The 11434-nt window shown below is 68.5% G+C and carries 12 protein-coding genes; 7 read left to right on the top strand and 5 right to left on the bottom strand.

Annotation, left to right across the window (positions count from 1 at the left end; all coding sequences use genetic code 11):
• Positions 1–2: 2 nt before the first annotated feature.
• The 3 genes from DFR40_RS01155 to DFR40_RS01145 are packed head-to-tail and all read right to left on the bottom strand — an operon-like array spanning position 3 to position 3015.
• The gene (locus DFR40_RS01155; RefSeq protein WP_121456663.1) at positions 3–1265 is read right to left on the bottom strand and encodes an anion transporter; all 1263 of its coding nucleotides are present in this window, start codon (positions 1263–1265) and stop codon (positions 3–5) included.
• The gene (locus DFR40_RS01150; protein WP_121456662.1) at positions 1262–2482 is read right to left on the bottom strand and encodes an exo-beta-N-acetylmuramidase NamZ family protein; all 1221 of its coding nucleotides are present in this window, start codon (positions 2480–2482) and stop codon (positions 1262–1264) included. The genes DFR40_RS01155 and DFR40_RS01150 overlap by 4 nt, the downstream gene beginning before the upstream one ends.
• Positions 2479–3015, bottom strand: a complete 537-nt coding sequence (locus DFR40_RS01145; protein WP_121456661.1) for a DOMON-like domain-containing protein — start codon at positions 3013–3015, stop codon at positions 2479–2481. Before DFR40_RS01145 ends, DFR40_RS01150 begins: the two co-directional genes overlap by 4 nt.
• 125 nt (positions 3016–3140) lie before the next feature.
• Here DFR40_RS01145 and DFR40_RS01140 point away from each other — a divergent pair, with 125 nt between their 5' ends.
• The 5 genes from DFR40_RS01140 to DFR40_RS01120 are packed head-to-tail and all read left to right on the top strand — an operon-like array spanning position 3141 to position 6858.
• Positions 3141–4505: a TrpB-like pyridoxal phosphate-dependent enzyme gene (locus DFR40_RS01140; RefSeq protein ID WP_121456660.1), complete on the top strand. Its 1365-nt coding sequence runs from the start codon at positions 3141–3143 to the stop codon at positions 4503–4505.
• A gap of 4 nt (positions 4506–4509) precedes the next feature.
• Positions 4510–5202 (top strand): SPOR domain-containing protein, encoded by a 693-nt coding sequence (locus DFR40_RS01135; RefSeq protein WP_121456659.1) that lies wholly within the window; start codon positions 4510–4512, stop codon positions 5200–5202.
• On the top strand, positions 5199–5822 hold the full coding sequence (coaE, locus tag DFR40_RS01130; RefSeq protein ID WP_121456658.1) for a dephospho-CoA kinase: 624 nt from the start codon (positions 5199–5201) through the stop codon (positions 5820–5822). The genes DFR40_RS01135 and coaE overlap by 4 nt, the downstream gene beginning before the upstream one ends.
• Before the next feature lie 60 nt (positions 5823–5882).
• Positions 5883–6641, top strand: coding sequence for a cell division protein ZapD (gene zapD, locus DFR40_RS01125; RefSeq protein WP_121456657.1), 759 nt, complete (start codon positions 5883–5885; stop codon positions 6639–6641).
• Positions 6642–6651: 10 nt separating this feature from the next.
• A complete protein-coding gene (locus DFR40_RS01120) occupies positions 6652–6858 on the top strand; it encodes a DNA gyrase inhibitor YacG (protein WP_121456656.1) in 207 nt (68 codons plus the stop codon).
• A 1-nt stretch (position 6859) separates the two neighbouring features.
• Here the strand turns inward: DFR40_RS01120 and DFR40_RS01115 are convergent, their stop codons facing one another.
• Both DFR40_RS01115 and DFR40_RS01110 read right to left on the bottom strand, forming a co-directional pair.
• The gene (locus tag DFR40_RS01115) at positions 6860–7807 is read right to left on the bottom strand and encodes a Nudix family hydrolase (protein ID WP_121456655.1); all 948 of its coding nucleotides are present in this window, start codon (positions 7805–7807) and stop codon (positions 6860–6862) included.
• On the bottom strand, positions 7804–8676 hold the full coding sequence (locus tag DFR40_RS01110; protein ID WP_121456654.1) for an ATP-binding protein: 873 nt from the start codon (positions 8674–8676) through the stop codon (positions 7804–7806). Before DFR40_RS01110 ends, DFR40_RS01115 begins: the two co-directional genes overlap by 4 nt.
• 47 nt (positions 8677–8723) lie before the next feature.
• Here DFR40_RS01110 and mltA point away from each other — a divergent pair, with 47 nt between their 5' ends.
• Positions 8724–9959, top strand: a complete 1236-nt coding sequence (mltA, locus tag DFR40_RS01105; protein WP_121456653.1) for a murein transglycosylase A — start codon at positions 8724–8726, stop codon at positions 9957–9959.
• A gap of 158 nt (positions 9960–10117) precedes the next feature.
• Positions 10118–11320: an ammonium transporter gene (locus DFR40_RS01100; protein WP_121456652.1), complete on the top strand. Its 1203-nt coding sequence runs from the start codon at positions 10118–10120 to the stop codon at positions 11318–11320.
• The last annotated feature ends 114 nt before the right edge of the window (positions 11321–11434 follow it).

Below are 11434 nucleotides of genomic sequence, written 5' to 3'. Positions count from 1 at the left end.
GCTCAGCGCGCCAGCCAGAGGGCGGTGATCGCCAGCGTCAGCGCCGTCACCGGCAGGCCGATGCGCAGGTGCTGGCGCCAGTCGATGGCGATGCCCTGCTTGCGGGCGAGGTCGACGACGATCAGGTTGGCGATCGAGCCGACCAGCAGCAGGTTGCCGGCCAGCGTGCTGACCAGCGCCAGGGCGACGCCGGCCTCCGGGGTTTTCAGGTGCGGCAGCAGCAGCATCGTCGCCGGCACGTTCGAGACCAGGTTGGACAGGCCGACGCCGATCGCGAACAGCGGCCCGCTGTCGCCGAGGTGGATGCCGTGGGCGGCCAGCCAGGCGACCGCGGCGGCGGCCAGGCCGGTGCTTTCGAAGGCGTGGTTGACGACGAACAGGCCGACGAAGAGGACCAGCAGCTCCCAGTCCACGAAGCCCATCACATGCGACGAATGGAAGCGCCGCGAGAGCAGCAGCACGCCGGCGCCGACCAGGGCGGCGACTTCGCGCGGCCAGTCGGTGAACAGGAAGACGACGAGCAACGCAGCGGCGACGGCGAGACCCTTGGCCGTCTGCAGGCGGTCGAAAATTGGCGGATTTTCGCGGTCGACCGTCAGCGCCTCGACGTTGACGGTCGACGGCCGGCGCCGGGCAAAAACCAGCCAGGCCCACAGCGCCAGCAGGCCGAGCCCGACCGGCGGCAGCGCCTGCCACAGGTAGTCGGCGAAATGCAGCTGCAGCACCGAGCCGATCAGCATGTTCTGCGGGTTGCCGATCAGCGTTGCCGCCGAGCCGATGTTGGCGGCGCAGGCCAGGCCGACCAGGAAGACCACCGGGTCGAGCCGGCGCTCGATGCACAGGCGGGCGACCACCGGCGTCATCGCTAGGCAGACGATGTCGTTGGAAAACACCGCCGACAGCGCGCCGGCAACGAAGATCAGGGCGCCGAGCAGCCACGGTTCGGCGAGCGGCAGCGCCGCGACGCGGCGGGTGACTTCGGTGTAGAAGCCGCCCAGGCGCATCTGCGCCGAGACCACCATGAAGGCGAAGAGCAGCAGGATGGTCGGCAGATGCACGGCGCGCGCCGCTTCCTCGGTCGTCATCGCGCCGATGCCGACGACGGCGATGCCGCCGAGCAGCGCGACGCCGCTGCGGTCGAGCTTGAGTTTGGGCAGGCCGCCAAGGAACATGCCGAGGTAGACGACGGCGAAGATGGCGACAATCGTCGTCTGCAGCGGGTGCGCCTCGATGACGAGCAGCGGCGCGGCGAGTTCGGGGCTCATCGGTAGATCAGGAAAGCCTCGCGTTCGGCCAGCCAGGCCGCTTCGTCGCCGCGCACCGCGGCGTCGAGCTCGGCCGGCGTCGCTGCCGGATCGTCGACCCACTCGCGCAGCAGCGGCGAGCCGTTGATCAGATCGATGGCCAGCCGCTCGAATTCGTACTCGTAGCCGAAGTCACGCCAGATCGGGTAATCCGGGTAAAGCCGGCGGATCGCCTTGAAGGCCAGCGCCTGCAGGCGCCAGGGCCGGAACGCGGCGTGGTCGTAATACGGGCCTTCGCTGTGGATTTGCAGCGCCTGGCACAGTTGACCGTGAAACTTGTGGAAGGTCGGCTCGAACCAGCAGACGCGCAATTTGTAGCCGACGAGCCAGTCGGGGGCGAGCGCCTGCATCTCGGCGAGCACGGCGGCGGCGTCGATGTCCGGCGCGCCGAACAGGAATTCGAGCGGCCGCGTCGTGCCGCGGCCTTCGCTCAAGGTCGTCCCTTCGAGCATCACCGTGCCGGCGTAGGCGCGCGCCATCGACAGGTTGGGCGCGTTCGGGCTGGGGTTGATCCAGGTCCGCTCGCCGAGCGGCCAGCCGTAACCGGGCGCGGCGTCGGGCTGCCAGCCGGTCATTTCGACGACGCGGTAATCGACGTCGAGCTGCAACTGGGCGATGAACCAGGCGCCGAGTTCGCCCATCGTCAGGCCGTGGCGCATCGGCAGCGGGCCGGCGCCGACGAAGCTTTCCCAGCCGGCGCGCAGCGTGAAGCCTTCGACCGGGCGGCCGGCCGGGTTGGGGCGGTCGAGCACCCAGACCGACTTGCCGTGTTCGGCGGCGGCTTCGAGCACGTAGCGCAGCGTGGTGATGAAGGTGTAGATGCGGCAGCCGAGGTCCTGCAGGTCGACCAGCAGCACGTCGAAAGTGTCCAGCATCGCCGCCGTCGGCCGGCGCACTTCGCCGTACAGGCTGAAGATCGGGATGCCGTGCTGCGGATCGACGAAATCCGGCGATTCGACCATGTTGTCCTGCTTGTCGCCCTTGATCCCGTGCTGCGGGCCGAAGGCGGCGGTCAGTTGCAGGTCGGGCAGCGCGGCGAGCGCGTCGAGGCTGTGCGTCAGGTCGGCGGTGACCGAGGCCGGATGGGCGAGCAGGGCAAGGCGGCGGCCGGCGAGCGGGCGGCGCAGTTCGGGGTCTTTAATCAGGCGGTCGATGCCGAATTGAATGGATGGCGTCATGGCAAGGGCAGCGTGAAGCTGGCGGCAAGGTGGAAGTCGGGCTGGGCGGCGGCGTGGGTCAGCGCCCAGTAGCTCTTGTCGCCGCCCGGGGTGGCGGCGACGACGCTCAGGCCGAGGCGGGCGGCACCGGTCGGCAGCAGCGCGGCGGGAATGGTCGCGCGCAGGTGCAGCGTGTCGGCGTCGATGCGGCAGGCGATCCGCGGTGCCGCCGGCGCTTGCCAGTCGGCGTTGCGCTGGCGGTAGCCGGCGAAGTCGTAGATCGCCCACTGGCCGGATGGCGCGAAATTGAATTCACGGTAGGCCGGGCCGTCGACCGTGGCGACGAAGGCTTCGCAACAGGTCTGCTGCCACAGCCCGTCGGCCGGACCGGGGGCGGCCGGCGGCGGCAGCGCGAGGGCGGCAAGGCCGTGCACCCGGTAGTCGAGTTGCAGTTCGCCGGCATCGCCGCGACGGGGTGCGACGGCGATCGCCAGCGTCGGCGGCGGCTTGCCGGCGGCATGGCAGTACAGGGGGTGGAAGTTTGCGGTCGACACGGATTTTCAGGCAAAAATCAGGCGCTACTTTACCCCGGATCGGACGGCCGCGCCCTTGGTCCGGGCGGGGTTTTGGAGTAATTTACCGGCTTTGCGGTGCAGGCCGCAGGGAGAGAGAAAAAAACATGACACCGTTGCGCATCAACCTCGAACAAGAAGAAATCCCCACCCACTGGTACAACGTCGTCGCCGACATGCCCAACCCGCCGGCGCCGCCGCTCGGGCCCGACGGCAAGCCGGTGCCGCCGGAAGCGATGGGGGCGATCTTCCCCGATCCCATCCTCGAGCAGGAAATGACCGCCGAGCGCTGGATCCCGATTCCCGAGGAAGTGCGCCAGATCTACGCCCAATGGCGCCCGGCGCCGCTGGTTCGCGCCTTGCGCCTGGAGCAGATGCTGGGCACGCCGGCGAAGATCTTCTTCAAGTACGAAGGCGTCTCGCCGGCCGGTTCGCACAAGCCGAACTCCGCCGTGCCGCAGGCCTACTACAACAAGCTGGCCGGCACCAAGAAGCTGACCACCGAGACCGGCGCCGGCCAGTGGGGCTCGTCGATCGCCTACGCGGGCCAGATGTTCGGCCTGCCGGTGCGCGTCTTCATGGTCAATGTCAGCTACCAGCAGAAGCCCTTCCGCCGCTCGATGATGCAGACCTGGGGCGCCGAGGTCTTCGCCTCGCCGACCAAGCTGACCAACGCCGGCCGCGCCGCGCTGGCCGCCGATCCCGATTGCCAGGGCTCGCTCGGCCTGGCGATCTCGGAAGCGGTCGAGGAGGCCGCCGCCGACCCCAACACCTGCTACACGCTCGGCTCGGTGCTCAACCACGTGCTGCTGCACCAGACGGTGATCGGCCTGGAAGCCAAGAAGCAGTTCGACAAGATCGGCCTCTACCCGGATGTGGTCTTCGGGCCCTGCGGCGGCGGTTCCAGCTTCGGTGGCATCGCCTTTCCCTTCCTCGCCGACAAGGCGGCCGGCGACCCGCGCGCCAGGAACCTGCGCTGCGTCGCGGTCGAGCCAACCTCCTGCCCGACGCTGACCAAGGGCGCCTACACCTACGACTACGGCGACGCTTCCGGCTACACGCCGATCATGAAGATGTACACGCTCGGCCACGACTTCATGCCGCCCGGCATCCACGCCGGCGGCCTGCGCTACCACGGCGCCTCGCCGCTGCTCTCGCAACTGTTCCACGAAAAGTTGCTGGAAGCCGTGGCCGTGCCGCAGGTCGGCACCTTCGAGGCTGGCGTCCAGTTCGCCCGCGCCGAAGGCATCATCCCGGCGCCGGAATCCTGCCACGCGATCCGCGCCACCATCGACGAGGCGCTGCGCTGCAAGGCGACCGGCGAAGCCAAGACGCTGCTTTTCTGCCTGACCGGCCACGGTCACTTCGACATGGCGTCCTACGACAAGTACTTCGCCGGCAAGCTCGAGGATTACGACTATCCGGCCGAAGCCATCGTCGAATCGCTGAAGCACCTGCCCAAGGTCGGCTGACATCGTGAAACTCCTCGTCTTCCTCCTGGTCCTCGGCAACCTGCTCTTCTATGCCTTCTCGACCGGTCTGATCGGCACTTCCGGCGGCGGCGAGGAAGTCCGTGTCGGCCAGCAGATCAACCCCGAGAGCATCCGCATCGTCGCCCGCGGCGAAGCGCCGCCGCCGGCCGCCGCGACCCCGGCGACGCCGGAACCGGAGCTCGAGAAGCCGGCGGAAGCGCTGCCGGCGAGCCCGGAGGCGGCCCCGGTCTGCCTGGCCTGGGCGGCGCTTGCGCCGGTCGCGGCCGAGCGCGTCGCCCGCGTCGTCAGCGGCGGCTTCGCCGATTTCAAGCTGGAACGGCGGCCGGCCGGCGAAAGCACCGGCTGGTGGGTGCACATCCCGCCGCTGGCGAACAAGGCGGCAGCCGACAAGAAGGCGCAGGAACTGAAGGCGCTCGGCGTCAGCGACTACTTCGTCGTCCAGGAAGGCGCCACCCGCAATGCCATCTCGCTCGGCATCTTCAGCAGCGAGAAGGGCGGCCGGGAGCGCCTGGCCGAACTGCAGGCGCAGGGCGTCCGTTCGGCGAAGCTGGTGCCCCGCCCGGACAAGGACGGCAACCAGCAGATCGAACTGCGCGGCCCGGCCGACCGGCGGGCGGCGCTGCTGGCAGCGCTGGCCGAGGCGCTGCCGAAGACGCCGCCGCAAGACTGCCCGTGAGCGCTTACGTCGTCGGCCTGACCGGAGGCATCGGCAGCGGCAAGACGACGGTGGCCGACCGCCTGGTCGCGCTCGGGGCGACGCTGGTCGATACCGATGCCATCGCCCACGAACTGACTGCCCCGGGCGGCGCCGCGATGCCGGCGCTGGTCGCCGCCTTCGGTCCGGCGGTTGCCGATGCGCACGGCGCCCTCGACCGTGCCGCGATGCGCCGCCTGGCTTTCGCCGATGCGGCGGCGCGTGGGCGGCTGGAAGCGATCCTGCATCCGCGCATCCGCGAACTGGCCGACGCCCGCTGCCGGGCCGCGCCGTCGCCCTACGTCGTGCTCGCCGTACCCCTGCTGGTCGAATCCGGTGCCTACCGGGCGCGTTGCGACCGCATCCTGGTCGTCGACTGCCCCGAGTCGCTGCAGGTGGCGCGGGTGATGGCGCGCAGCGGCCTGGGCGCCGACGAGGTGCAGGCGATCCTGGCGGCGCAGGCAAGCCGCGCTGCCCGCCTGGCGATCGCCGACGATGTCGTGGTCAATGACGGCGAACTGGCGGCGCTGGCCGGCAGGCTCGAGGAACTACATCGAAAGTATCAGTCGCTGGCCATGCAAAAACTTAAAGCTGGCTGTTGAGATTTGCTTGCAAATGGCTCAGAATTCAGCAACTTTTTCCGATTTCCGGAACCCGGCCGAGTGATCACCTACGAATATCCGTTCAACGAGCGCATCCGTACGCTGCTGCGTCTCGAAGACCTCTTCGAGAAGACGGCCTACTTCGCGCGGGCGGACGGCCAGCACGAGCACCATGCGGCGCTGGTGACCCTGTTCGAGATCCTCGAGGCGGCGGGTCGCGCCGACCTGAAGATGGACCTGATCCAGGAACTCGAGCGGCAGCGCCAGACGCTGCTTGCCTTCCGCAACAACCCCGACATTTCCGAAGAGGCGCTCTCCGGGGCGCTCTACGAAATCGAGCAGTCGTCGGCGGCGCTGCTCGGCATGAACGGCAAGATCGGCCAGTACCTGCGCGACAACGACTGGCTGATGAGCATCAAGAGCCGGGCGGCGATTCCCGGCGGCGTCTGCGAATTCGACCTGCCGTCCTATCACTGGTGGCTGCATCGCGACGTCGACACCCGGCGTGCCGCGCTCGACGGCTGGAGCAAACCGCTGTTCGCGCTGCGCGACGCCTCGGCGATCGTGCTCCGCCTGCTCCGTTCGAGCGGCCGGCCGAAGCGGCATGTCGCGGTCAACGGTCAGTTTCAGCTGAATCTCGGCGGCACCTCGGCACAGATGGTGCGCGTCGCCCTCGGCGCCGACGAGGCGGCGGTGCCCGAAGTCAGTGCCAACAAGTACTTCCTCAACATCCGCTTCACCAAGCCGCCGCTGAACGAACTGAAGGCGCGCGGCTGCGAGCGCGATGTCGAGTTCGACCTGACCTTCTGCAATCTCTGATTTTCCACCCGTGACCAAACCGCGTACCGTCCGCTGCCCGCAATGCGGCAAGGAAGCCCTGTGGGCGCCGGAAAACCGCTGGCGTCCGTTCTGCTCCGAACGCTGCAAGCAGATCGATCTGGGCGCCTGGGCCGCTGGCAGCTACACCATCGCCGGCCAGCCGAGCGACGAGGAAACCGCCGCCGACGGCGTCGATTTCCGCGAACACAACCGCTGATCTACCAGCCGCGCATCAGCGCTATGCCGTGGGCGCCATGCGCCATGGCGTCGGCGCGCGCTGTCTCGCGCAGGCCGCCGAGCGCGAATACCGGCAGCGTGTTGCCGGCGCAGCCGGCGGCGAAGCCGGGCCAGCCGAGGCCGGCGGCCTCGGGGTGGGTCGGCGTCGGCAGCACCGGGCCGAGCAGGGCATAGTCGAGCTCGAGCTGGCCGGCCCGGGCGATCTCGCCGGCTGCGTGGCAGGAAGCACCAACCCACTCGAAATCCGGGCGTTGTGCGCAGTCGGCCAGCGCTGCGGCCGAGAGATGCACGCCGTCGGCACCGCAATCGCGGGCCAGGGCGGGATCGTCGTTGATGACGACGCGGCTGCCGTGACGGTGGGCAAGGGCGACCACGGCGGCGGCGAAGTCGGCGCGCTGGCCGGCGGCCAGCGTCTTGTCGCGGACCTGGACGAGCGGCCGGTGGCCGGCCGCCAGGTGCGCTTCGAGGCGCGCCAGCCAGGCCGCCGCTCCGATGTTCTCGGCCATCGAGATGAGCATCGTCTCGGGCAGCGCCAGGCCTTTCAGGATCGGCCCGTTGGCTGGCAGGATCGGTGCCAGCGTCGGCGTTTTGCCGCGTTCCAGCCAGTCGACCGCGGCATGCTCGAGCGGCCCGCTGATGCCGATCTCGCCGGTCCACGCGGTGACCCGCCAGAAATGCAGGCGCACCGTCGCGTGCGGATAGGTGAATTCGCGGGTCAGCCAGGGGCTGCATTCGCTGACGACGATCCCCAGTTCCTCGTGGAGTTCGCGGACCAGCGCCGCGCGGACCGTTTCGCCGGGCTCGACCTTGCCGCCGGGGAATTCCCAGTAGCCGGCGTAAACCTTGCCCTCGGGGCGTTGCGCGAGCAGGAACTCGCGGCCGTCGGCGCGCAGCATCACCGCGGCCGCGACTTCGACGATCTTGCTCATGCCGGCTGGCGACCGGCGAGGTCGCGGGCGAATTGCCAGGCCACGCGGCCCGAGCGCGAGCCGCGCGACAAGGCCCAGTTGAGCGCCTCGCGCTGGCTGGCGGCGATCGCCGCCTCGCCGACGCCGAGCTGGCGCGCCCAGTGCGCGAAGACGGCGAGGTAGTCGTCCTGCGAGAACGGGTAGAAGGAAATCCACAAGCCGAAGCGCTCCGACAGCGACACCTTTTCCTCGACCGCTTCGCCCGGGTGGATCTCGTCGCCGATGCGCTGGGTCTCGAGGTTTTCCGACATGTACTCGGGCATCAGGTGGCGGCGGTTCGAGGTCGCGTAGATCAGCACGTTCGCCGGCGGCGCCGCGACCGAGCCGTCGAGCACCGACTTGAGCGCCTTGTAGGCGGTCTCGCCAGCCTCGAACGAGAGGTCGTCGCAGAAAATGATGAATTTCTCGGGTCGACCGTCAACCAGGTCGACGATGTCCGGCAGATCGACCAGGTCGTTCTTGTCGACTTCGATCAGGCGCAGGCCGTCGGCGGAAAATTCATTGAGCACCGCCTTCACCAGCGAGGATTTGCCGCAGCCGCGGGCGCCGGTCAGCAGCACGTTGTTGGCGCCGTGGCCGGCGACGAACTGGCGGGTGTTGGCGACGATGCGCGCCTTCTGGTCGTCGACCGTTTCGATGTCGGCGAGGCGGATCGGGTGCGGCTTGGCGACGCCCTGCAGCCAGCCGCGGCCGGCGCTCTTGCGCCAGCGGAAGGCGACGGCGGCGTGCCAGTCGGGCAGCGGCGGGGCGGGCGGCAGCGCCGCCTCGAGGCGGCCGAGAACATGTTCGGCGCGGGTCAGCAGGCGTTCGAGTTGGGCGGAGTCGATCATCGTGGCGGGTATACTGCGCGGCAAAGTTGCCCACTCTAACGAAAGCCATGTCAAAACGCCAAGCCGTCTTCCTCGCCGCCGCGCTCTTCCTTGCCGGCTGCGCCAACCTCCCCGGCCCGCTGGCGCCGACCCCGGAGAAACCCGCCAGTTGTCCGCCCTGCGCCGCCTGCCCGACTTGCCCGGCGCCGGAAAAGCCGGCCGACAAGCCGCAGCCGCCGGCTTTTTCGCGTGTATTCACGGCGGTTGCCTGGAGCGATCTTCCGGGCTGGAGCGACGATGCCCACGCGGCTGCCTGGCCGGCCTTCCGCCAGAGCTGCCGCGGCCTGCGCAGCCGCGCCGGCGGCGAGGCCTGGCGTGCCGTCTGCGCCCAGGCCGAGCAGGTCGACGGCAAGTCCGATGTCGCCGTCCGCCAGTTCTTCGAGGCCAATTTGCGCCCCTACGCGGTGTCGACCGCCGATACCACCGCCGTCGACGGCATGGTCACCGGCTACTACGAGCCGCTGCTCAACGGCAGCCGCAAGCCCGACCGGCGCAATGCCTTCCCGGTGCACGGGGTGCCCGACAACCTGCTGACCATCGAGCTCGGCGACCTCTTTCCCGAACTCAAGGGCAAGCGCGTGCGCGGCCGGGTCGAGGGCAACAAGGTCGTGCCCTACTGGTCGCGCGGCGAAATCCTCGCCCAGGAGAGCCGTTTGCCGGCGAAGACGCTGGCCTGGGTGGACGACGCGATCGAGCTCTTCTTCCTGCAGATCCAGGGGTCCGGGCGCATCCGCCTGCCCGACGGCAGCATGCTGCGGGTCAATTACGCCGACCAGAACGGCCATCCCTACCGCTCGATCGGGCGCATTCTTGTCGATCGCGGCGACCTCAAGCTCGAGGAGGCCTCGATGCAGGGCATCCAGGCCTGGGCCCGGGCCAATCCGGCGCGGCTCAACGAACTGCTCGACAGCAATCCGAGCTACGTCTTCTTCCGCGAGATGCCGGCCAGCGACGACGGCCCGATCGGCGCCCTCGGCGTGCCGCTGACCGCCGAGCGCAGCATCGCCATCGATCCGCGCTCGATTCCGCTCGGTGCGCCGGTCTTCCTCGCCACCACCCGGCCGAACTCGGCGCAGCCGATGAACCGCCTGGTGCTGGCCCAGGATACCGGCGGCGCGATCCGCGGTGCGGTGCGTGCCGACTTCTTCTGGGGCTTCGGCCGCGAGGCCGGTGCCCAGGCCGGCCGGATGAAGCAGAACGGCCGGATGTGGGTGCTGCTGCCGCCCGGCTATCCGCTCGACTGACGGGAATGCACGAATCCGGGGCGTGCGTCGGCGATGATGCACGCTCGCGGTGCGGATTCCGGTTTGGTGCATTTTTCAACGCACTGATTTGAAAAGGGTTTGATGCACTGGAATGGTGCTTGCTTTCCCTGCCCCCAGAATTTCGTTCTGGGGGTTTCATGGAAAACTTGCACTCGGGCACCAACGTGCTCTTCATCCTGCTCGGCGGCATCATGGTCCTGGCCATGCACGCCGGCTTCGCCTTCCTCGAGGTCGGCACGGTCCGCAAAAAGAACCAGGTCAACGCGCTGGTCAAGATCCTGACCGATTTCGGCATGTCGACGATTGCCTATTTCTTCGTCGGCTACGGCATTGCCTACGGCATCCATTTCTTTTCCGGCGTCGATACGCTGATGGCAAAGAACGGCTACGAGCTGACCAAGTTCTTCTTCCTGCTCACCTTTGCCGCAGCGATCCCGGCCATCATCTCCGGCGGCATCGCCGAGCGGGCCCGCTTCTATCCGCAGCTGGCGGCGACCTTCCTGCTGGTCGGCTTCGTCTATCCGTTCTTCGAAGGCATTGCCTGGAACAAGATGTTCGGCATCCAGGACTGGCTGACGACCACTTTTGGTGCGCCTTTCCATGATTTTGCCGGCTCCGTCGTGGTGCATGCGATGGGCGGCTGGATCGCGCTGCCGGCGGTGCTCCTGCTCGGCGCCCGGCATGGTCGCTATACCAAGGATGGCCGGATGTCGGCGCACCCGCCCTCGTCGATTCCCTTCCTCGCCCTCGGCGCCTGGATCCTGACCGTCGGCTGGTTCGGCTTCAACGTGATGAGCGCGCAGACGATCGAGAACATTTCCGGGCTGGTCGCGATCAACTCGCTGATGGCCATGGTCGGCGGCATCCTGGCGGCGCTGGTGCTGGGCAAGAATGACCCCGGCTTCGTCCATAACGGTCCGCTTGCCGGCCTGGTCGCCGTCTGTGCCGGCTCCGACCTGATGCATCCGATGGGTGCATTGGTGGTCGGCGCCATCGCCGGCGCGCTGTTCGTGGTCATGTTCACGCTGACGCAGAACCGCTGGAAGATCGACGACGTCCTCGGCGTCTGGCCGCTGCACGGGCTGTGCGGTGCCTGGGGCGGGATCGCTGCCGGCATCTTCGGCAGCAAGGCGCTCGGCGGTGCCGGTGGCGTCGCCTTCATGCCGCAATTGCTGATGACCTTGCTCGCCGTGGCCATCGCTGTCGCCGGCGGTTTTGCGGTCTACGGCTCGCTGAAGCGGATTTTCGGCCTGCGCCTTGATCAGGAAGAGGAGTACGAAGGTGCCGACCTGAGCATCCACAAGATCACCGCGACGCCGGAGCGCGAACCGAGCTGGTGAATTGAGGATGCAAGCGAGGGAAAAGGGCCGGTCGGCCCTTTTTTCTTGCCCGTGCCTCGCCTGGCACTTGTTCGGTGCGTCGTCGCCGGCTGATAATCGTCGCCTTCGGGGAGC

It is taken from the genome of Azonexus fungiphilus (assembly GCF_003634965.1).
Classification (GTDB): Bacteria; Pseudomonadota; Gammaproteobacteria; order Burkholderiales; family Rhodocyclaceae; genus Azonexus; species Azonexus fungiphilus.
The sequence above is the reverse complement of the archived record's forward strand: the minus strand, read 5'-3'. Positions and strand labels throughout refer to the sequence as shown.